Source organism: Streptomyces sp. NPDC086519 (assembly GCF_040686075.1).
Taxonomy (GTDB): domain Bacteria; phylum Actinomycetota; class Actinomycetes; order Streptomycetales; family Streptomycetaceae; genus Streptomyces; species Streptomyces shenzhenensis.
This window is the reverse complement of the sequence record NZ_JBFBJL010000017.1, coordinates 14286-36479: the sequence shown is the minus strand read 5'-3', so window position 1 is coordinate 36479 and position 22194 is coordinate 14286. Positions and strand designations below refer to the sequence as shown.

16 protein-coding genes and 1 pseudogene are annotated in these 22194 nt (G+C 71.7%); 10 read left to right on the top strand and 7 right to left on the bottom strand.

Features of this window, described 5'->3' with window-relative positions:
- Window positions 1-55: 55 nt before the first annotated feature.
- From adhE to AB0P24_RS17910, 7 genes and pseudogenes are all read right to left on the bottom strand, one after another.
- On the bottom strand, window positions 56-2719 hold the full coding sequence (gene adhE, locus AB0P24_RS17940; RefSeq protein WP_365794973.1) for a bifunctional acetaldehyde-CoA/alcohol dehydrogenase: 2664 nt from the start codon (window positions 2717-2719) through the stop codon (window positions 56-58).
- 329 nt (window positions 2720-3048) lie between these two features.
- Complete coding sequence (ppdK, locus tag AB0P24_RS17935) at window positions 3049-5733, bottom strand: pyruvate, phosphate dikinase (protein WP_365794971.1); 2685 nt, start codon at window positions 5731-5733, stop codon at window positions 3049-3051.
- A gap of 129 nt (window positions 5734-5862) precedes the next feature.
- Window positions 5863-6162 carry an SHOCT domain-containing protein gene (locus AB0P24_RS17930; protein WP_365794969.1) on the bottom strand — a complete coding sequence of 100 codons (300 nt, stop codon included), beginning with the start codon at window positions 6160-6162 and terminating at the stop codon, window positions 5863-5865.
- Window positions 6163-6373: 211 nt separating this feature from the next.
- Window positions 6374-7960 (bottom strand): annotated as a pseudogene (locus AB0P24_RS17925) (oleate hydratase); the annotation flags it as partial.
- Window positions 7961-8441: 481 nt separating this feature from the next.
- The gene (locus AB0P24_RS17920; RefSeq protein WP_234532498.1) at window positions 8442-9143 is read right to left on the bottom strand and encodes a response regulator transcription factor; all 702 of its coding nucleotides are present in this window, start codon (window positions 9141-9143) and stop codon (window positions 8442-8444) included.
- Between the two features lie 86 nt (window positions 9144-9229).
- Window positions 9230-9907: a CBS domain-containing protein gene (locus tag AB0P24_RS17915; protein ID WP_365794966.1), complete on the bottom strand. Its 678-nt coding sequence runs from the start codon at window positions 9905-9907 to the stop codon at window positions 9230-9232.
- 39 nt (window positions 9908-9946) lie between these two features.
- On the bottom strand, window positions 9947-10405 hold the full coding sequence (locus AB0P24_RS17910) for a cyclic nucleotide-binding domain-containing protein (RefSeq protein ID WP_365794964.1): 459 nt from the start codon (window positions 10403-10405) through the stop codon (window positions 9947-9949).
- Window positions 10406-10610: 205 nt separating this feature from the next.
- On the opposite strand from AB0P24_RS17910, the gene AB0P24_RS17905 reads away from it, so the two are divergent.
- The 10 genes from AB0P24_RS17905 to AB0P24_RS17860 all read left to right on the top strand — a co-directional run bounded on the left by AB0P24_RS17905 (window position 10611) and on the right by AB0P24_RS17860 (window position 22138).
- Window positions 10611-12077 (top strand): amino acid permease, encoded by a 1467-nt coding sequence (locus tag AB0P24_RS17905; protein ID WP_365794962.1) that lies wholly within the window; start codon window positions 10611-10613, stop codon window positions 12075-12077.
- A 24-nt stretch (window positions 12078-12101) separates the two neighbouring features.
- Window positions 12102-13307, top strand: a complete 1206-nt coding sequence (locus tag AB0P24_RS17900) for an arginine deiminase (protein WP_365794960.1) — start codon at window positions 12102-12104, stop codon at window positions 13305-13307.
- A 23-nt stretch (window positions 13308-13330) separates the two neighbouring features.
- A complete protein-coding gene (gene argF, locus AB0P24_RS17895; protein WP_365794958.1) occupies window positions 13331-14332 on the top strand; it encodes an ornithine carbamoyltransferase in 1002 nt (333 codons plus the stop codon).
- Window positions 14333-14346: 14 nt separating this feature from the next.
- A complete protein-coding gene (locus AB0P24_RS17890) occupies window positions 14347-15270 on the top strand; it encodes a carbamate kinase (protein ID WP_365794956.1) in 924 nt (307 codons plus the stop codon).
- A gap of 150 nt (window positions 15271-15420) precedes the next feature.
- Window positions 15421-17679, top strand: coding sequence for a formate C-acetyltransferase (gene pflB, locus AB0P24_RS17885; RefSeq protein WP_365794954.1), 2259 nt, complete (start codon window positions 15421-15423; stop codon window positions 17677-17679).
- Window positions 17670-18413 carry a pyruvate formate-lyase-activating protein gene (gene pflA / locus AB0P24_RS17880; RefSeq protein WP_365795207.1) on the top strand — a complete coding sequence of 248 codons (744 nt, stop codon included), beginning with the start codon at window positions 17670-17672 and terminating at the stop codon, window positions 18411-18413. Before pflB ends, pflA begins: the two co-directional genes overlap by 10 nt.
- Window positions 18414-18555: 142 nt before the next feature.
- Window positions 18556-19182, top strand: a complete 627-nt coding sequence (locus tag AB0P24_RS17875; protein WP_365794951.1) for a hypothetical protein — start codon at window positions 18556-18558, stop codon at window positions 19180-19182.
- Between the two features lie 136 nt (window positions 19183-19318).
- Window positions 19319-20224 (top strand): universal stress protein, encoded by a 906-nt coding sequence (locus AB0P24_RS17870; protein ID WP_365794949.1) that lies wholly within the window; start codon window positions 19319-19321, stop codon window positions 20222-20224.
- A gap of 25 nt (window positions 20225-20249) precedes the next feature.
- Entirely contained in the window at window positions 20250-21272 is a 1023-nt protein-coding gene (adhP, locus tag AB0P24_RS17865; protein WP_365794947.1) for an alcohol dehydrogenase AdhP, read from the top strand.
- 5 nt (window positions 21273-21277) lie between these two features.
- Window positions 21278-22138: a universal stress protein gene (locus AB0P24_RS17860; protein WP_365795205.1), complete on the top strand. Its 861-nt coding sequence runs from the start codon at window positions 21278-21280 to the stop codon at window positions 22136-22138.
- The last annotated feature ends 56 nt before the right edge of the window (window positions 22139-22194 follow it).

Genomic DNA, 22194 nt, shown 5'->3' with positions numbered 1-22194 from the left:
GCGTCGCCGTGGGACGGCGCCCTGCGGACCGGCGGTCGGGCACCGCCGGGGCGGGCTACGAGCTGCGCCCGTAGTAGGCGGCCCGCATGAGCTGCTGCATGTCGTCGAGCATGGGCATCCGAGGGTTGGCGGGCGCGCACTGGTCCTCGAAGGCGTTCAGGGCCTGCTGGGGCAGCGCGTCGAGGAAGGACCGCTCGTCGACGGCGAGAGCCTGGAACGACGGCTCGATGCCCACGGCGTCCCGGAGCCGCTCCACCGCCTTGGCCAGCGACTCGACTCCCTCCGCCGGGGTGGCGGCCGGCAGGCCGAGGGCGCGGGCGATGTCCTGGAAGCGCTCGGGCGCACGGTAGTGCTCGTACTTCGGCCAGCCGGTGAGCTTCGTGGGGACGGTGCCGTTGTAGCGGATGACGTGCGGCAGCAGGACCGCGTTGGTGCGGCCGTGCGCGATGTGGAAGGTGGCGCCGAGCGTGTGGGACATGGCGTGGACGATGCCGAGGAAGGCGTTGCCGAAGGCCATGCCGGCGATGGTGCCTGCGTTGTGCATCTTCTCCCGTGCCTCGGGCCGGTTCGCCCGGTCGTTCACCGCCGCCTCGATGTTCTCGAAGATCAGCCGGATCGCGTGCAGGGCGAGGCCGTCGGTGAAGTCGTTGGCGTAGACGGACACATACGCCTCGATGGCGTGGGTGAGGGCGTCGAAGCCGCTGTCGGCCGCCAGCGCCTGCGGGAGTTCGGTGGTGAGCAGCGGGTCGATGATGGCCACGCTGGGCGTGAGCGCGTAGTCGGCCAGCGGGTACTTCTTGCCGGTGGCCGGGTCGGAGATCACCGCGAACGGGGTGACCTCGGCGCCCGTGCCCGACGTGGTGGGGACGCACACCAGGCGGGCGAGCTTCCCCAGGACGGGAAAACGGAAGGCGCGCTTGCGGATGTCGGAGAACTTGTGCCGCATGTCGGCGAAGTCGACGTCTTTGCCCTCGGCCTGCTGTTCGTACAGCAGCCACATCACCTTGGCCGCGTCCATCGGGGATCCGCCGCCCAGGGCGATGATGGTGTCCGGGCGGAAGTCGCCCATGAGGCGGGCGCCGCGCCGGACGGAGTCGATGCTGGGTTCGGGTTCGACGTTGTCGATGACCTGGATGGTGACCGGGTCCCGGCGCCGCCGCAGCACGCGCTCGACCCGGTCGACGAGCCCGAGGCGGGTCATCGTCGCGTCGGTGACGACGGTGACGCGGTGGACGTCCGGCATCGAGGTCAGGTAGCGGATGGACTGCGGCTCGAAGTAGACCTTCGGCGGGACCTTGAACCACTGGAGGTTGTTGCGGCGCACGGAGACTCGCTTGACGTTCAGCAACTGGGCGGCGGAGACGTTGTTGGACACCGAGGTGCTGCCCCAGGAGCCGCAGCCGAGCGTCAGCGACGGCAGCAGGCTGTTGTAGATGCCGCCGATCGCGCCCTGTGAGGAAGGGGCGTTGACGATGATCCGCACCGTCTTCATACGACGGCCGTACGCCTCGGCCAGTTCGAGGTCCCCGGTGTGGATGACGGCGCTGTGTCCCTGCCCGTGGAAGGCGACCATGGCGGCGGCGAGGTCGAAGCCCTGCTCCGCGGAGCCGGCCCGCAGGACGGCGAGGACAGGGCAGAGCTTCTCACGGGTGAGCGGCTCCTGCGGCCCGACCTGCTCGGCCTCGACCAGGATGAGCGACGTGTCCTGCGGTACGGAGAACCCGGCCTGCTCGGCGATCCACACCGGACTCTGCCCGACGGCCGCCGAGTTGACCTTGGGCTCGCAGCCCCCGCCCGCAGGATCGCCGGCCGGGAACAGGAACGCCTCCAGCTTCGCCTTCTCCTCGGCGGTCGCCACGTAGGCGTGCAGCGTGCGGAATTCGGTGATGACCTGGTCGTAGATCTCCTCGTCCAGGATGACGGCCTGTTCGGAGGCGCAGATCATGCCGTTGTCGAACGACTTGGACAGCACCAGGTCGTTCACGGCCCGGCGTATGTCCGCGCTGTGGTGGACATAGGCGGGGACATTGCCCGCCCCCACGCCGAGCGCGGGCTTGCCGGCCGAGTACGCGGCCTTGACCATGGCGTTGCCGCCGGTGGCAAGGATCAGCGAGACGCCGGGATGGCGCATCAGCGCGCCGGTCGCCTCGACGGACGGGGTCTCGATCCACTGGACGCAGTGCTCCGGCGCGCCCGCGGCGACCGCCGCGTCGCGCACGACACGGGCCGCCTCCGCACTGCACTGCTGGGCGGAGGGGTGGAAGGCGAACACCACCGGGTTGCGGGTCTTCAACGCCATCAGGGCCTTGAAGACGGTGGTGGAGGTCGGGTTGGTGACCGGGGTGACCGCGCACACCACTCCGACCGGTTCGGCCACCTCGATCATGTCGTCGATGTCGTCGCGGGCGATGACGCCGACCGTCTTCATCGGGCCCATGCTGTGCGTGACGTACTCGCAGGCGAACATGTTCTTGGCGGCCTTGTCCTCGAACACTCCGCGTCCGGTCTCCTGCACGGCGAGCCGCGCGAGTCCGGTGTGCTGGTCCAGGGCGGCGACCGAGGCCTTCTTCACGATGTGGTCGACCTGTTCCTGGTCGAGCTCCTCGTAGTCGGCGAGCGCCTTGAGCCCGTTCGTCACCAGGCGGTCCACCGCGATGGCGATGTCGGAGGGAGCACCGGTGAGTCCGGTGGTCGCGCTGCGGTCGTCGTGGCGGGTCATGTCGGCAGGCCTCCGTCGTGGAGAGGGCGGCAACCGCGCAAGCGGCAACCGCGCGGGTGGCGGCGCGGGAGGGAGCGGCACCTCGGGGGATGGGCACCGCTCCCACCAGCAGCTTCTCTCGTCAGCTGCCGTGCACCCAGGTCCCGTTGGTCCCCGTGAGGGACTGATCGGCCCCCGCTCACGGGGGCCGATCAGTCCACCGTCGCGTCCGGTCGCGGTGCGCGCGGCGCACGGTCCGGCACCGCGCCGTGGCACACCGCCTGACGATGGGTCAGGTTGCTTTCGCCGGGGGCCCGGGCTCGGGGGCGCGAGCCCGGGCCCCCGCGCGTTCAGCGGGTGTCGCTGCCGCCGGTCTCGGGAAGGGCGGCCCGTCCGGCCTCCAGCCGGGCGACCGGGACGCGGAACGGCGAGCAGGAGACGTAGTCCAGCCCGGCGTGGTGGAAGAAGTGGACGGACTCGGGGTCGCCGCCGTGCTCGCCGCAGACGCCGATCTTCAGGTCGGGGCGGGCGGCGCGGCCCTCCTCGACGGCGAGGCGGACCAGCCGGCCGACGCCGTCACGGTCGAGGGTCTCGAACGGAGAGGTGGCGAAGATGCCCTTGTCGAGGTAGGCGGAGAAGAACGCGGCCTCGACGTCGTCGCGGGAGAAGCCCCAGGTGGTCTGGGTGAGGTCGTTCGTGCCGAAGGAGAAGAACTCCGCCTCCTCGGCGATCCGGCCCGCGGTGAGGGCGGCCCGGGGCAGCTCGATCATGGTGCCGACCGGGCAGTGCACGGGCACGCCGGTCTCCTCGGACACCTCGGCCAGGACCCGCTCCACCTCGGTCCGCTCGATGCGCAGTTCCTCGACGGCGCCGACCAGCGGCACCATGATCTCCGCCTCCGGGGAACCGCCGGCCCTGGTGCGGGCCACGACCGCCTCGGCGATCGCCCGTACCTGCATGGCCACCAGACCGGGCACCACCAGTCCCAGGCGCACGCCCCGCAACCCGAGCATCGGGTTCTCCTCGTGCATCCGGTTGACCGCCGCCAGCAACTCCACCTCGTGCGGGTCCGGTTGTTCGCCCCGGGCCTCGGCGGCGGCGATCCGCACGGCCAGGTCCGTGCGGTCGGGCAGGAACTCGTGCAGGGGCGGGTCGATGAGCCGGATGGTGACCGGCAGACCGTCCATCGCCTCCAGGATCCCGACGAAGTCCGCGCGCTGGAGCGGAAGCAGCGCGCCCAGCGCCTCCTTGCGCTCGGCGTCGTCGCGAGCCAGGATCATCGCCTCGACCAGCTTGCGCCGCTCGCCCAGGAACATGTGCTCGGTACGGCACAGCCCGATGCCCCGCGCGCCGAACCGCCGGGCGCGGGCCGCGTCCTCCGGGTTGTCGGCGTTCGCGCGGACCTCCAACCGGGCGCTGCGGTCGGCCTGTTCCATGGCGCGGGCCACGGACTCGACCAGCCCGGCCGACCGCTCGCCCGACTCGAAGTACCGCATCACCGCGGAGTCGACCAGCGGAGCCGCGCCCGGGTACACCGCGCCCTCGGAGCCGTCGACGGAGATGACGTCGCCCTCGTGGACGACGGTGTCGCCCACGGTGAAGCGACGGGCCGCGGTGTCCACGGCGATCTCCTCCGCCCCGCAGACGCAGACCGTGCCCATGCCGCGCGCGACCACGGCGGCGTGGCTGGTCTTGCCGCCGCGGCTGGTCAGCACCGCCTGCGCGGCGATCATGCCCGGCAGGTCGTCGGGGGTGGTCTCCTGGCGGACGAGCACCACCTGCTCGCCCGCGGCGGCCCGGCGGACGGCCTCGGCGGAGTCGAACACGGCGGCGCCCACGGCTGCGCCCGGCGAGGCGGGAAGGCCGTGCGCGAGCGCCTCGCCGACGCCCGAGGTGTCGAAACGGGGGAACATCAGCCGGGCGAGCCCGTCCCCGGCGACCCGGCCCAGCGCCTCCGCGGGGCTGATCAGGCCCTCGTCCGCCAGCTCGGAGGCGATGGCGAACGCGGCCTCGGCGGTGCGCTTGCCGACCCGGGTCTGCAGCATCCACAGCCGGCCGCGCTCGATGGTGAACTCGATGTCGCACAGATCCCGGTAGTGCCTCTCCAGAGTCGCCATGTGACCGCACAACTGGGCGTACGAGACAGGGTCGAGCTCTTCCAGGTCGGTCAGCGACACGGTGTTGCGGATGCCCGCCACGACGTCCTCGCCCTGCGCGTTCGGCAGGTAGTCGCCGTACAGGCCGGGGCGCCCGGTGGCGGGGTCGCGAGTGAAGGCCACCCCGCTGCCCGAGTCGGCGCCGAGGTTCCCGAAGACCATGGTCTGCACGTTCACCGCGGTCCCGAGGTCGTCGGCGATGTGCTCGCGGCGCCGGTAGATCCGGGCCCGCTCGCCGTTCCAGGACTCGAAGACGGCGAGGACGGCCCGGCGCAGCTGCTCGTCCGGGGACTGCGGGAAGTCCTCGCCGGTCTCCCGGCGGATCAGGGCCTTGTACGTCTCGACGAGCCCGGCGAGGTCCGTGGCATCCAGGCCGAGGTCGTCGGCCGCGCCTCGTGTGCGCTTGAGATCGGACAGGGCGCTCTCGAACAGACCGCTGTCGACACCCATGACCGTGTTTCCGAACATCTGCACGAGCCGACGGTAGGAGTCCCAGGCGAAGCGCTCGTTGCCCGAGACCTTCGCCAGGCCGAGCACGGAGTCGTCGCCGAGACCGATGTCGAGGATCGTCTCCATCATGCCGGGCATGGAGAAGCGTGCCCCGGAACGGACGGACAGCAGCAGCGGGTCGTCGGGCTGCCCCAGCTTCCGGCCGGCCGCGTTCTCCAGGGCGAGCAGACGCGCGGAGATCTCGTCGGCCAGTCCGTCCGGCTCGCTGCCGGTGCTGAGAAACGCCCGGCAGGCCTCGGTCGTCACGGTGAAGCCAGGCGGCACCGGCAGCCCCAGCCGGGTCATCTCGGCGAGGTTCGCTCCCTTGCCGCCGAGCAGGCCGGCCAGGTCACGGCCGCCTTCTGCGAAGTCGTACACGTAACGGACCATGATCTGGGTCTCCTCCGTCGGGCTTCGGCTGGATGCTCTCTCCAGCGTCCGGCCGTCGGCGTCGGAGGGGGCAGGTGCTGTCGGTCCCCGCCGATGGGCCGGTCGGCCCCGACAGGTCCCTCGTTCGGCTCAGTTCTCGGCCGGTCCTGACCGCGAGCCGCGCAGGGTGTCCAGGCGGCGTCGGTACTCCTCCTCGTCGATCTCGCCACGGGCGTAGCGTTCGGCGAGGATCTGTTCGGCGTCCGGTCCGCCGGGCGGTGGCGGTGCGCTCCAGCCGGGGTGTGCGCCGGCGTGCGTACCGGGGCGCAGCACACTGCGGAAGAGCAGCACCGCGACGGCGATGAGGGCGGCCCAGAACAGCAGATTGCCGGCGGTCATCCACAACCAGGCCCAGCCGCTCGTGCCGTGTCCGTACCAGTACATCATCATGGATCACTTCCCCAGTTCGGCGACGTCCGGGCGGACGCCCGTGGGACGGGTTCGTCTCCATGGTTCTCGCGGGAGGCGGGCGGACGACAGGTCCCGGACGGCCCTGCGCAGGGCCGGTAGGCCCTGCCCCTGCCGGAGCGGTGCGCACGGGGCAGCCCCGGGCCGCGGCGGCGGAACGAGAGGCCGGGCCCGGGACGGCGGGGTGCGCGCTTCAGCGGCGGTGCATGGTCTCCAACGCGGCTGCCAGGACGCGGGGGTCGTGGTGGCCCTTGTAGACGGGCGGTGGCTGCTTGTCGAGGTGGAGCAGGCGGGACACGGCCGTCCACGCCGTGCGGACGGAGTACTCGACCGTGAAGACGACGTCGTCCGGCACCTCGGCGAACTGGCCGATGAAGGCGAGGTTGACCGAGCCCTCCGGCACGACGTCGGGGCGGTCGTCGCGGCGGCGGCTCAGGAACTGGCTGGTGATGTAGGGCATCAGGCACGGGATCACCGTGGACGTTTCGAGGACGCGGGCGCGGGTGCGGTCGTCGAAGTGCAGGTGGTGCAGGACCTCTTCGAGGATCTCCCGCCCCGAGCACATGGTCATCGGCTTGGGCGTGCTGTTCCCGGCCCGGCCGGGGAAGAGGCCGTAGCCCCACCAGACCGAGACGTCCTCGGGCTGGTCGCGGTAGACGGGCTGGCGGTTCGCGACGATGGTGAGCAGCCAGTTGGAGCCGGTGAAGGTCATCAGCCCGCCCTTGCCGGTCTCCCGGCCGCTGAACTCCGCCAGCGCGTCCAGGAATACGGGATCCTTGGCGGTGACGGTGAACGACTCCCAGCGGGATTCCTTCACATGCTTGTCGAAGGTGCCGGGGTTCCCGAAGTTCTCGCGTCCGCGGGCCAGCCGGTGCCAGAGCAGCCAGGCGTCCGAGCGATGGGAGGGCGGCGGCGGGGGAGAGGTGTGCGTGCCCCGGCTGGAGGCGTCGGTCATGGAGCCGTTGGTGACCAGGACCAGATCGCCGGGGGCGACGGTGATCCGCTCGTCGCGGCCGGCCCGGGACACGGTGATGGTCTCCACCGTGCCGCTGCCGATGCCGGGAGCGAAGCCGAGGTCGGTGACCGTGCATCCGGGGTGGATGGTCACGCCGTGGCTGCGCAGCCAGGCCGTCAGCGGGCGCACGATCGAGTCGTACTGGTTGTACCGGGTCCGGTGGATGCCGGACATGGAGCCGAACTCCGGGAACAGGTGGATGAAGCGGCGAAGGTAGCGGCGGAACTCGATCGCGCTGTGCCAGGGCTGGAAGGCGAACGTGGTGCACCACATGAACCAGAAGTTCGTGGTGAAGAAGTGCTCGCCGAAGCAGTCGGTGATCCGCTTGTCGTCCAGCTGCGCCTCGGGCGTGGCCAGACACCGGACCAGCTCCAGCCGATCGCGCTCGGAGAAGCCCATCGAGCCGACGTCGACGATCTTGCCGTCACCGTCGACCAGCCGTGCGGCGTCGTCCCAGGCGAACTCCTCGTGCCCGGCCAGGATCTCCTGCGTCACCGACACCGAGGGGTCGTCCAGGGTGGGAATGCCGGACAGCAGGTCGTACGTGCAGCGGAACTCGGCCTCGAACATCCGGCCGCCGCGCATGGTGTAGCCGGCCTCCGCCGTGCCGCCCGCGTCCAGGCTGCCCCCGACGCCCATCTGCTCCTCGAAGAGATGGATGTCCGATCCCTCGAAGCCGCCGTCACGGATCAGGAACGCCGCCGCGGCGAGCGCCGCGATCCCGCTGCCCACCAGATATGCCTTCGCCATCACAACACTCCTCGTCGCTCGCGCCCGTGCATCGGGAAACGCACCTCCCCACGTTTTCCCGCGCGAGCCGCGCTGTCAGTGGGCCGTTGGTCACCGGCCGGGCCCGGACGGCCCCGGCGGCCGTCGCCGGGCACGGTCCGTCCGCGGATGGCGAGGCGGTTTGTCCGCCGGTGGGATCAGCCGGTCGCGCGGACCGGGGCCGTTCCGGCGGCCGGCGGAGCAGCGAGGCTCGCACGCCGTGCGCGTGCGCGGTGGGCGCGAGCAGGACATGCGGGACATGCGGGACATGCAGGGCGTGCGGACATGCGGCACATGTTCGAGCGCCTGTCCGGCGCGCGGCCAAAGGCGGCCGCCGGATGCCGGTCGCGGCCTGCCGGCGGCAGCGGTGGCCGGCCGCCGCCCACGGTCCGTCCGACGAAGCGGCGAGGGGCGTGCGTGCCGGGGCGCCCCGTGCGGGAGCGCGGCCGCGACGGCCCCGCTCCCCGCGGGGCGGGGCTCACCTCGCCGTACGGTCTCCCGACTCCGGCTGGTCCAGGTGGGAGGCGAGGACGGCGGCCTGGACGCGGCGCTGGACGCCCAGCTTGGCGAGGAGGCGGGAGATGTGGTTCTTGACGGTCTTCTCGGAGAGGTAGAGCTTCTTGCCGATCTCGCGGTTCGTCAGGCCGTCGCCGATGAGGGCGAGGATGTCGCGTTCGCGGGGTGACAGGCTCGCAAGCTCGGCGGGCATCGTCGGGGTGTCGGCGGGGTCGGCGCGCAGGGAGCGCATGAGGCGGGCGGTGGTGGCGGGGTCCAGCATGGACTGGCCGGAGGCGACGGTGCGGACGGCCGAGACCAGGTCGGAGCCCTTGATCTGCTTGAGGACGTAGCCGGAGGCTCCGGCCATGATCGCGTCGAGCAGGGCGTCCTCGTCGTCGAAGGAGGTGAGCATGAGGCAGGCCAGGTCGGGCATCTGGTCGCGCAGCTCACGGCAGACGCTGATGCCGTCGCCGTCGGGCAGCCGGACGTCGAGGACGGCGACGTGCGGGCGCAGGGCGGGACCGCGGGCCAGGGCGTGCTGGACGGTGTCGGCGTCGCCGACGACCGAGATGTCGGGCTCGGCTTCGAGGAGGTCGGTGATGCCGCGCCGGACGACCTCGTGATCATCCAGCAGGAACACCCGGATCGGGTCCTGTTCCGAAAAGGTGCGTGGCTCAGGCATGACGTCCCCTAGTTCCCCGGTTGCCCCCGGTCGGTGGGCAGACCGCTTACTGCCCGGGACATCATCCCTTGTCGGGGCCGGTTGTGCTAGGGCCGACCGGCCCCACTCGCCTCCTCCGGGTGACCGGCGGTCAGCTCGAATTCCACGTCCACCACCCCTTCGATGGCCCGGACCAGCCGCGCCGCCACCGGGACGAGGGAGGTGTCCCGGATCCGGCCGACGAGCTTCACCACCCCTTCGCGGACGTCGACACGCAGCGCGGAGGAGGGAAGCGGGAAGAGGTAGGAGACGACCTCGCGCCGCACCTCCTCGGCGATCTCCTCGTCACCGCGCAGGAAGACCTTGAGCAGGTCGGCGCGGCTGACCACCCCCTGGAGCAGACCGAGCTCGTCCACCACGGGAAGCCGCTTGACCTTGGCCCGAGCCATGATGCGGGCGGCCTCGGCGAGGGTGGCGTTCGCACGGGTGGTGAGGGCGGGGGAGGTCATGAGCTGTTCCGCCGTCACCGCGCCGGCCTTGGCCAGGTCGGCGTCCCCGCGCAGCAGGGTGTGCTTGTCCGGGTCGCCGTCGCGGAACTCCTCCTTGTGCAGGAGATCCGCCTCCGAGACGACCCCGACGACGCGGCCCTCGCCCTCGACCACCGGCAGGGCGCTGACCCGCCAGTCCCGCATCAGCCGCACCACCTCCTTGAAGGGTGCCCGCCGTCCGACACTGACGACGGTCTGTGTCATGACGTCGCTCACGATGTGCGGTGTGCCGTGCATGGTCACTCCCAGGAGAGCCGAACGGACCGGGGTGCGCCGTCAGACGCCGGCGCCGTAGGGGGCGTACAGGTCCAGCAGCCGGGTACGGGTGGCGCGCAGGCGGTGGGCGAGCACCTGGCCCACCCACTGGCTGACGGCGTTGCCCAGCGCCGGGTCGTCCTCGCACATGGACCGGACGGCGACGGCGTCGAACTCGTAGGCCCGCACCGGTGTGGTGGCCTCGGCGCCCAGGTGCCACACATACGGTGCGAACAGCCAGGACCAGCCGACCAGTTCGTCGTGGCCGAGGTTCTCGATGACCGCCGCCCGGCGGCCGGGGACGTGCATGTCGAGTTCGACGCGGCCGGAGCGGATGATCCAGAACCGGTCGGCGCGGGCACCTTCCTCGAAGAGCCGCGCGCCCTGGGGGAAGGAGACCTCCCGGGCCAGGCGCATCAGCCGTTCCCGGTGTTCGCCGGGAAGGGCCCGCAGCGTGATGGGTGTCGGTGCGGTGCTCATGGCCCACCTCCCGGTCGGTGCGTACTCCTGCTACTGCCAGCGTGCGGCGGAAGCCCCGGACCGGGCATGGGCCGAACGGTCCCGGCCGCCCGGGACCTTCAGTACGTCCCCGAGCCCGTACGGCCGCTGCCCGCACCCCCGCCCGGCGCACAAAGATCGGTCCCGCATCGACTCATCCACCGTGCCACGCACAAGGAGCACAGCCATGTCCACGACCCCGACGAGCGGGAGACGAGCCGCCCCGGTGGCGGCGGCCCTCGGTCTTCCCGCCGCCTCCGCCCTCGTGATCGGCAGCATCATCGGCACCGGTGTCTTCGCGCTGCCCTCGGCACTGGCGCCGTACGGGCCGATCGCGCTGGTCGCCTTCGGCGTCGTCACCCTCGGCGCGCTCGCGCTGGCGCTGACCTTCGGCTCGCTCGCGGCACGGACCACCGCCAGCGGCGGACCGTACGTCTACGCCCGCGAGGCCTTCGGCGAGTTCGCGGGGTTCCTGAACGCATGGTCGTACTGGATCACCGCCTGGGCCGGCAACGCGGCGATCGTGGTGGCCTGGGTCGGCTATGTCGAGGTGTTCGTCAACACCGGCCACAAGACGTGGATCTCGGTGCTCCTGGCCCTCACCGGCCTCTGGATCCCGGCCGCGATCAACCTCACCGGCGTGCGGAACACCGGGGCCTTCCAGGTGATCACCACCGTGCTGAAGTTCGTCCCGCTGGTCTTCATGGCCACCGTCGGGCTGTTCTTCGTCGACCCGGACAACTTCGGGTCCTTCAACGCCAGCGGCCAGTCGGCACTGGGCGCGATCTCCGCCGCCGGCGCCATCGCCCTGTTCAGCTACCTCGGCCTGGAGGCGGCCGCGGTCGTGGCCGGCCGGGTGCGGGAGCCGGGACGCAACGTGCCGAGGGCCACCGTGTACGGCACCCTCGTCTGCGCCGTCATCTACATCCTGGGCACCCTCGCGGTCTTCGGAACCGTCTCGCACGCCGGTCTCGGATCCTCCACCGCGCCCTTCACCGACGCCGCCAACAACATCTTCGGCGGCACCTGGGCCGGTGACGTGGTCGCCGTCGCCGCCATCGTCTCCGGCATCGGCGCCCTCAACGGCTGGACCATGCTGTGCGCCGAGATGCCGTACGCCGCCGCCCGCGACGGACTGTTCCCCACCGCCTTCGCCCGGCTGCGCGGCGCGAACGGCGTGCCCGCCTTCGGGATCGTCGCGTCGACCGTGCTGGCCTCGCTGATCACCGTGTTCAGCTACACCCGCTTCGAGGACGTCTTCACGAAGATCGTGCTGCTGAGCGTGCTGACCGCCGTCATCCCCTATCTGTTCTCCGCCGCCGCCCAGCTGTACTGGCTGCTGGTGAAGGGCAGGGAGTCGCTCAGCCCGAAGCGGCTGGCCCGTGACACGACCGTCGCCGCGCTCGCGCTCGCCTTCTCCTACTGGTCCATCCAGGGCAGCGGCTACCAGACCGTCTACTACGGACTGTTCGTCGTGCTGCTCGGCGTGCCGGTCTACGTCTGGCTCAAGCGCGACCAGAGCCTGGCCGCCGGCCCCAAGACCCCGAGGCGCGCCCCCGAGACGGCGGTCCCGAGCCCCCGGCGCGCCCGCGGACTGCGCACCAACCGCGTCGGCGGCGCCCGCAAGCCGCGCCCCCTCCGCCACCAGGACTGACCCAGCGCCCCCGGAAAGGCCACCATGAACACGTTCCACGTCGACTCCGAGGTCGGCCCCCTGCGCCAGGTGATCCTGCACCGCCCCGGCCTCGAACTCTCCCGCCTCACCCCGCGCAACGTCGACGCACTGCTCTTCGACGACATCCTGTGGGCCAAGCGGGCCCGCGAGGAACACGACGCCTTCGCCCAGGTCCTGCGCGACCACGGCGCCCGCGTCCACTACTTCGCCGACCTGCTCGCCCAGACCCTCGACGTCCCCGGCGCCCGCGGGTGGCTGCTGGACCGGGTCGTCACCCCCGCCACCGTCGGTCCGGCGCTCGCCGACCCCGTACGGGAGCTGTGCGCCGAGCTCGACGGCGAGACCCTGGCCGGTTACCTGATCGGCGGGATCCTCAAGAGCGACCTGCCGCTGGCCGCCCCGCACAGCCTGGTCTGGAACGCCCTGGACGCCGACGACTTCGCGCTCCCGCCGCTGCCCAACCACCTCTTCCCGCGCGACAACTCCTGCTGGATCTACGACCGTCTGTCGGTCAACCCGATGGCCAAGCCGGCCCGGCGGCGCGAGAGCCTGCACGCCGAGGCCATCTACCGTTTCCACCCGCTGTTCGCCGGGGTCCCGCTGCTGGAGGGCGTGACGGGCACCCTGGAGGGCGGTGACGTGCATGTCCTCGGCAACGGGGCCGTGCTGGTCGGCATGGGGGAGCGCACCACCGCCCAGGCCGTGGAGAACCTGGCGGCCCGGCTGTTCGCCGACGGCCGGGCGACCCGGCTGATCGCCGTCCAACTCCCGTCCGCCCGGGCCTACATGCACCTGGACACCGTCCTGACCATGCTCGACCGGGACGCCTTCGCCATCTACCCGGGCCTGGCGGACTCCCTGCGCTCGTGGACGCTCACCCCGAGCGCCGAACGCGACACCGGCTTCGAGGTGACCCCCGACTCCGACCTGGCGACCGCGCTCGCCGAGGCCCTCGACGTGGACAAGGTCCGCATGCTCTCCGCGCCGCAGGACATCCGGGGTGCCGAGCGCGAGCAGTGGGACGACGGCAGCAACTTCCTCGCCGTCGCGCCGGGCGTGGTCGTCGGCTACGAGCGCAACGTCACCACCAACACCTACCTGCGCAAGCAGGGCATCGAGATCGTCACCATCGCCGGCGCCGAACTCGGCCGAGGGCGCGGCGGACCGCGCTGCATGAGCTGCCCGATCCAGCGCGACCCGGCCAACTGACCGAGCGAGGAGAACCACCCGCCATGACCGTCGACCTGCGAGGCCGCTCCTACCTGAGCGAACTCGACTTCACCGCCGCCGAGATCCACCACCTCCTCACCCTCGCGGCCCACCTCAAGGCCGAGAAGCGCACCCGCACCGAGCGGCCCCGGCTCACCGGCCGCAACCTCGCGCTGATCTTCGAGAAGACCTCCACCCGCACCCGCTGCGCCTTCGAGGTCGCCGCCGCCGACCAGGGCGCCCGCACCACCTACCTCGGTCCCGGCGACACCCACATCGGCGGCAAGGAGTCCATCGCCGACACCGCCCGGGTACTGGGCCGGATGTTCGACGCCATCGAGTACCGCGGCTCCGACCAGGCACTCGTCACCGAACTCGCCGACCGCTCCGGCGTGCCCGTCTACAACGGCCTCACCGACACCGCGCACCCCACCCAGAGCCTGTGCGACGTCCTGACCATGCACGAGCACAGCGCGAAGCCGCTGTCGGACATCGCCTACTGCTACCTCGGCGACGCCCGTAACAACATGGGCAACTCGCTGCTGTCGATGGGCGCCCTGCTCGGCATGGACGTGCGGATCGCCGCACCGAAGGAGCTGTGGCCCGCCCCCGCCCTCGTCGCCCGCTGCCGCGAGACGGCCGAGCGCAGCGGCGCCCGGATCCTGCTCACCGAGGACGTCGGGACCGCCGTACGCGACGCCGACTTCCTGCACACCGACGTCTGGGTCTCCATGGGCGAGCCGGCCGACTCCTGGCGCAAGCGGATCGAGCTGCTGCTCCCGTACCAGGTCAACGAGAAGACGCTGGCCGCCACCGGCAACCCCGGCGTGAAGTTCATGCACTGCCTGCCGGCCCTGCACGACCGCCGCACCCGCCTCGGCCGGGACCTGTTCGACACCTACGGCCTGGACGGCCTGGAAGTCACCGACGACGTCTTCACCTCGCCGGCGTCGATCGTCTTCGACCAGGCGGAGAACCGGCTGCACACCATCAAGGCGGTACTCGTCGCCACCCTGACAAGGTAGGGAGGACAGATCTCATGCGCATCGTCGTCGCCCTCGGCGGCAACGCCCTGCTCCACCGGGGCGAACGCCCCGACGCCGCCGTCCAGCAGGCCAACACCGACCGGGTGGCCACCGCCCTCGCCGCCCTCGCCCACGACCACGAGCTGGTCATCACCCATGGCAACGGCCCCCAGATCGGCCTGCTCGCCATGGAGAGCGCGGCCGACCCCGCCCTGAGCGCCCCGTACCCGCTGCACCTGCTCGGCGCCCAGACCCAGGGCATGATCGGCTCCCTGCTGGCCTGCACCCTGCACAACGCCCTGCCCGGCCGGCAGGTCGCCGACCTCGTCACGCACACCCTGGTGCGGGCCGACGACCCGGCGTTCGGCCATCCCACGAAGTTCGTCGGCCAGGTCTACCCCCGCGACGTGGCCCGCTCGCTCGCCCGCGAGCGGGGCTGGCGCATCGCCCAGGACACCGGAGGCTGGCGACGCGTGGTGCCCTCGCCGAAGCCGGAACGGATCGTGGAGACCGACACGATCCACGCCCTCCTCGGCGGCGGCACCCTGGTGATCTGCGCCGGCGGTGGCGGCGTCCCTGTCACCGCCGACCCGGACAGCGGCGCGCTGACCGGGGTCGAGGCCGTCATCGACAAGGACCTCACCGCGGCCCTCCTCGCCGAGGACCTGAAGGCCGACTTCCTGCTCATCCTCACCGATGTGCCGTACGTCTACGAGGACTACGGCACCCCGCGGCAGCGTCCGCTGCCCGACGCCACCCCGGCCGAGCTGCGCCGCGGCGGCTTCCCCGAGGGCTCCATGGGGCCGAAGGCCGAGGCCGCCGCCCGGTTCGTCGAGCGCACGGGCGCACTGGCCGCCATCGGGGCGCTGGACGCGGCGTACGAGATCGTCCACGGCCGCTCGGGCACGCTGGTCCGCCCGGATCTGACCGCCGGCTGAGGACGAGCACGGTGCGCGCCGACGGGGTCGTAAGGCCGGTGGGCCGGGGCCGTACGGCCCCGGCCGCGGGCCCCGGTCGGCACTCCCCGCACCCCACCGCGCCCCAGGAGGATCAGCAGTACGAGAAGCGAGCAGAAGAGGGAACCGTCGATGACCGTCACCGTGACAGCAGACAACCAAACTGCCGGTGCCTGGCGAGGCTTCGCAGGAACCGGCTGGCGCGAGCACGTCGATGTACGCGACTTCATCCAGGCCAACTACACACCGTACGAGGGCGACGCGTCCTTCCTGACCGGCCCCACCGAGCGCACCCGCACCGTCTGGGAGAAGGTCAGCTCCCTGTTCCCGGAGGAACGGCTCCGGGGCGTGCTCGCCGTCGACACCGCCACGCCGTCCACGATCACCTCGCACGCCCCCGGCTACATCGACCGCGACCGCGAACTGATCGTCGGCCTCCAGACCGACGCCCCGCTCAAGCGCGCGATCATGCCGAACGGCGGCCTGCGCATGGTGGAGAACGGGCTGCGCGCGTACGGCTACGAGCCCGACCCGTTCGTGACCCGTGTCTTCGGCAGCTACCGCAAGACCCACAACGACGGTGTCTTCGACGCCTACACCCCCGAGATGCGCGCCGCCCGCAAGGCCGGCGTCATCACCGGACTGCCCGACGCCTACGGCCGCGGCCGGATCATCGGCGACTACCGGCGCGTCGCGCTCTACGGCACGGACCGGCTGATCGAGGCCAAGAAGGCCGAGCGAGCCATGCTCGACGCCTGCGCGTCCAGCGTCAACGTCATCCGTGACCGGGAGGAACTCGCCGAGCAGACAAGGGCGTTGGAAGAGCTGACCCGGATGGCGGCGACGTACGGCTGCGACGTCTCCCGGCCCGCCGCCACCGCGCACGAGGCCGTGCAGTGGCTCTACCTCGGCTACCTGGCCGCGGTGAAGGAGCAGAACGGCGCCGCGATGTCGCTCGGCCGCACCTCCACCTTCCTCGACGTCTACCTCCAGCGGGACCTGGCGGACGGCCTCCTCGACGAGACCGGCGCCCAGGAACTGATCGACGACTTCGTCATCAAGCTGCGGATCGTCCGCTTCCTGCGCACCCCCGAGTACGACGCCCTGTTCTCCGGCGACCCGACCTGGGTGACGGAGTCCATCGGCGGTATCGGCACGGACGGCCGTCCGCTGGTCACCCGCACTTCCTTCCGCTTCCTGCAGACCCTCTACAACCTCGGCCCGGCCCCCGAACCCAACCTGACCGTGCTCTGGTCGCCCCGGCTGCCCGCCGGATTCAAGGAGTTCTGCGCCCGCGTCTCGATCGACACCAGCGCCGTCCAGTACGAGTCCGACGAGCTGATGCGCCCGCGGACCGGCGACGACACCGCGATCGCCTGCTGCGTGTCGGCGATGCAGGTCGGCCGGCAGATGCAGTTCTTCGGCGCCCGGGTCAACCTCGCCAAGGCCCTGCTGTACGCGATCAACGGCGGCCGCGACGAGATGACCGGCGAACAGGTCGCACCCTCGGCGCCCCCGCTGACCGGCGAATACCTCGACTACGAGGAGCTGTCGGCGGCCTACGACCACGTCCTGGACTGGCTGGCCCGGACGTACGTCAACGCGCTCAACGTCATCCACTACATGCACGACAAGTACGCCTACGAACGCATCGAGATGGCCCTGCACGACTACCCCGTGCACCGCTTCATGGCCTGCGGCATCGCCGGCCTGTCGGTCGCCGCCGACAGCCTGTCCGCCGTCAGGTACGCGCGGGTGCAGGTGGTCCGGGACGCCACCGGACTCGCCGTCGACTTCCGCACCGAGGGCGACTTCCCGGCGTACGGCAACAACGACGAACGCGCCGACGCCATCGCCGTCGACCTGGTGAAGTCCTTCATGGCGAAGGTGCGCCAGTACCCGACCTACCGGGAGGCCGAGCACACCCAGTCGGTCCTCACCATCACCTCGAACGTCGTCTACGGCAAGCACACCGGCAACACCCCCGACGGCCGTCGCGCCGGACAGCCCTTCGCCCCCGGCGCCAACCCGATGAACGGCCGCGACCGCCACGGCGTCGCCGCCTCGGCCCTCTCGGTGGCCAAGCTGCCGTACGAACACGCCAGCGACGGCATCTCCCTGACCACGACCATCACGCCCGAGGGCCTGGGCCACAACCCCGCCGAACGCGCGGGCAACCTGGTCGGCATCCTCGACGCCTACACGGCGGCCGGCGGCTTCCACATGAACGTCAACGTCCTGGACCGGGCCACCCTGGAGGACGCGATGGAACACCCCGAGAACTACCCGGACCTGACCATCCGGGTCTCCGGTTACGCCGTCAACTTCGTCCGGCTGACCCGGGAGCAGCAACTCGACGTGATCAGCCGCACCTTCCACGGATCGCTGTGAGCACCGGGCCGCGGGGCCGGATCCACTCCTGGGACCTGTCCACCGGCGTGGACGGTCCCGGGACCCGGTTCGTCCTCTTCGTCTCCGGCTGCCCGCTGCGCTGCCTGTACTGCGCCAATCCCGACACCTGGCACATGCGCGACGGCAGGGAGACGACCGTCGACGCGGTGCTGGCGGAGATCGAGAAGTACCGCGCCTTCATCACCACGGCCGGCGGCGGAGTGACCATCACGGGCGGCGAACCGCTCCTCCAGTCCGCCTTCACCGGCGAGATCCTGCGCCGCTGCAAGGAGGCCGGCCTGCACACGGCCCTCGACACCTCGGGCTTCCTCGGCGCCCGCGCCACCGACGAACTCCTGTCCCACACCGACCTGGTCCTGCTGGACATCAAGTCCTTCGACGTCCGTGCCTACCGTGGGCTGACCGGCGGTGAGCTGGCCCCCACCCTGAACTTCGCCACGCGCCTGGACCGGCTCGGCGTCCCGATGTGGATCCGGTACGTCCTGGTGCCCGGCTGGACCGACGACGCGAAGTCCATCGACGGCCTGGCCCGGTTCGTCGCGGGACTCGGCTCGGTCGACCGGGTGGACGTACTGCCCTTCCACAAACTCGGCGCCGCGAAGTACGAAGCCCTGGGCGTTCCCTTCCGGCTGAAGGACAACCCCGTGCCCACCCCCGAACTGACCGAACGCGTCCGCGAACAGTTCCGGGCGCACGGCCTGTCGGCCTACTGATGCCAACGGCCCTGGAGAACAGGGCCGTTCAGCCCTGCCGGCGCGGACCTTCGGCATCCGGCGGCAGCCGCGGCGCGAGGCGAGAGTAAGGGGTGTCAGACACCGAACGGACAACCCACCTCCCTCTGAAGGGATCACGGTCATGGCCGTGCACCAGCACTCTCACCGGAGTTCCGGATTCCGTATCTCGTTCCGCGGGAACCGGACCGGCTCCACGTCCGAGCTCGCCGTCTCGGCGGTCAGCGACACGCGCACCGCGGGTGCGTACGCCCTCGCCTCCCTGCGGCTGCTCACCGGATTCGTCTTCCTGTGGGCGTTCCTCGACAAGACCTTCGGCTTCGGCTACGCCACCCCGTCGGGCAAGGGCTGGATCGACGGCGGCTCGCCCACCAAGGGCTTCCTCAGCTCCGTCGCCGCCGGCCCGCTGGAGTCCACCTTCCACTCCTGGGCCGGCGACCCCTGGGCCGACTGGCTGTTCATGCTCGGCCTCCTCGGCATCGGACTGGCCCTGACCGCGGGCGTCGCGCTGCGGCCGGCCGCCGTCGCGGGCACCGCGATGATGGCGCTGATGTGGACGGCCGAGTGGCCGCCCGCCCGGCACCTCTCGGACGGCTCGCTGAGCATGTCCAGCAACCCGTTCGTCGACTACCACCTCGTCTACGCCGTCATCCTGATCGCCCTGGCCGTCATGGCCGCCGGCGACACCCTGGGCCTGGGACGGCTGTGGGCCCGGCTGCCCTTCGTCCGCACCAACGGGTGGCTGCGCTGAACGTCCGCCGGACAGGGGGTCGAACGGTCCCTGTCGAGGACTTGTGGCCCCTGCCCCCGAAAGCCCCCGAACACGACGCTGTAACCGGATCCGCCGCAGGAAGCCGGCGGATCCCTCGCGCCAGGAGGTACAGAACATGACCCGCACTGTCACCGCAGGACTCGACGGCTCGCCCGAGAGCCGGGCGGCAGCGGAATGGGCGGCCCGCGAGGCCAAGCTCCGCGGCCTGCCGCTGAAGATCGTCCACGTCTGGGAACCCGTCCCCGACCCCATGGCACAGGCCCCGCTGCTCGGCCCCGAGACCCAGCAGCACTGGACCGAGCGCATACCGCGGGAGGCCGCTGCGGGGCTGCGGCTGCGGCACCCCGGTGTCGAGGTGGTCAGCGAGCAGGTGTCCGGCAGCGCCGGCGAGGTCCTGAGCAAGGCGTCGAAGACCGCCGCTCTGCTCGTCCTCGGCTCCCGGGCCCTCGGTGGCGTCGGCGGTTTCCTGGTCGGCTCCGTCGGCCTGAGCGTCGTCGCCCACGCCGAGAGCCCCGTGGTGCTGGTGCGGGCGGGGGAGCAGGCCGCCGACGAGCACGAGGCCGACCCGGCGGGCGTTCCCTCCGCCGCGACACCCTTCCGTCCCGTCGTCCTCGGCCTCGACACCGACCACCCGGACGAGGCGCTGATCGAGTTCGCCTACGACGCCGCCCTGCGCCGCGCCACCTCGCTGCGGGTCGTGCACACCTGGTTCCCGCCCTCGTACTACGCGTACGGGATGCCCCTGGACCCGGCCCTGAACGAGTCGGTGGCCCTGGAGGAGTCCCGGGCCCTCACCGAGGCGCTCGGCCCCTGGCGGCAGAAGTACCCGGACGTGGAGACCACCGAGGAGTCCCGCTACGGCAGCGCCGCCGAGCTGCTCGTCGAGGCGTCCCGAGAGGCCTCGCTGGTCGTCGTCGGCCGGCGGATCCGCCGCGGTGCCCTCGGCGCCCACATCGGCCATGTCACCCACGCCGTCATGCACCACTCCACCGCCCCCGTCGCCGTCGTAGCCCACGGCTGACCCACATCCGAGGAGAGTAAAGATCATGAAGGCAGCGGTCGTACGAGCCTTCGGCGAGCCCCTGGTCATCGAGGAGCGCCCCGACCCCGAGCCCGGCCCCGGCCAGGTCCGGATCCGTGTCGAGGCCTCCGGGCTGTGCCACACCGACATCCACGCGGCGCACGGCGACTGGCCCGTCAAGCCGAACCCGCCGTTCGTGCCCGGACACGAGGGCGTCGGCATCGTCGAGGAACTCGGCTCCGGCGTCACCCACCTGACGATCGGACAGCGGGTCGCCGTGCCCTGGCTGGGCAAGGCGTGCGGCCGGTGCGAGCACTGCCTGTCCGGCTGGGAGACCCTGTGCGAGCAGCAGGTCAACACCGGCTACGGCTGCGACGGCGGGTACGCGGAGAAGATGCTGGCCTGGGCCGACTTCGCCCAGCCGGTCCCGGAGGGCGTCACCCCGTTCGACGCCGCCCCGCTGACCTGCGCGGGCGTCACCACGTACAAGGCGCTCAAGGTCGCCGGCGTACGGCCCACCCAGCTCGTCGCGATCTCCGGCGTCGGCGGACTCGGGCACCTCGCCCTTCAGTACGCGAAGATCGCCGGTGCCCAGGTGGCCGCCATCGACGTCACCGACGACAAGCTGGAGCTCGCCGCCGAACTCGGCGCCGACCTCGTCATCGACGCCCGCAAGGACGACGTCGGTGAGGTGCTCAAGCGGCACGGCGGAGCGCACGCGGCGATCGCGCTCGCCGTGAACGACGCCGCCTTCGAGGCCGTCAACTCCGGTCTGCGGCGCGGCGGCAAGCTGGTGATGGTGGCACTGCCCGCGCACGGCACCGTCCGCGTCCCGATCTTCGACACCGTGCTGAACGGCACGAGCGTGATCGGCTCCATCGTGGGCACCCGGCAGGACCTCGCCGAGGTGTTCCGGCTGCACGCGGCCGGCCGGACCAGGGTCGTCTACGAGACCCGGCCGCTGGCGACCGTCAACGAGTCGATCGAGGACGTGCTGCGCGGCCAGGTCAAGGCCCGGATCGTGTTCGACATGGGGGTGGGACGGTGAGCACCATGGATCTGCCGGTCGTGGTCGGGGTCGACGGCTCCGAGTCCAGCCTGCGGGCCGTCGACTGGGCGGCCGACGAGGCCGTCCTGCGCGGGGCGCCGCTCCGGCTGGTGTACGCCTCGCTGTGGGAACGGTACGAGGGCGAGTCGCTCACCGACGATCTCGTCAAGCCGTCCGACCAGCTGACGGCCGAGGACATCGTCGCCGTCGCGGCCCGGCGGGCAGGCCTCCGCCGGCCCGGCCTGAAGGTCATCACCGACGTCCTGCCGGAGGAGCCGGAGTACGCGCTGGTGCGCGAGAGCCGGGACGCCGCCGTGCTGGTGCTGGGTTCCCGGGGGCGCAGCGGTTTCGTCGAGATGCTGCTCGGTTCGGTCGGCCTCGCCGTCGCCGCGCACTCCCACTGCCCGGTGATCGTCCTCCGCGGCAGCCACGACAACCAGGTCCGCACCGGGGACGGCGGCCGGATCGTGCTCGGCGTCGGCGGCAAGGAGGCCGTCGACTTCGCGGTCCGGGAGGCCGGGCTGCGGGGCGCCGAGGTGGACGCCGTACGGGCCTGGCGGTGCCCCGCGCGGGAGACCACCGATCACCCGCTGCTCTCCGGGGAACCCGCCCGGCTGCACGAGCAGCAGGCCTCGGACACCCTGGAGGAGGCGCTGCGCGACCTACCGAAGGAGGTGCACGTGCACCGGCAGACCGTCGAGGGCCCCGCCCGCCAGGTGCTGCTGGCCGCCTCGCACAATGCCGACCTGCTCGTGGTCGGTGCCCGGCGCGGTACCGGGCACCTCGGGCTCCAGCTGGGCCGGGTGGCCCACGGGGTCCTGCACCACGCCGCCTGCCCGGTCGCCGTCGTCCCCGAACGGATCTGACGCCCGCCCGCACCGCCGCGCTTCACCCGCCTGGCCGGTCCACCGCCCGATGACTG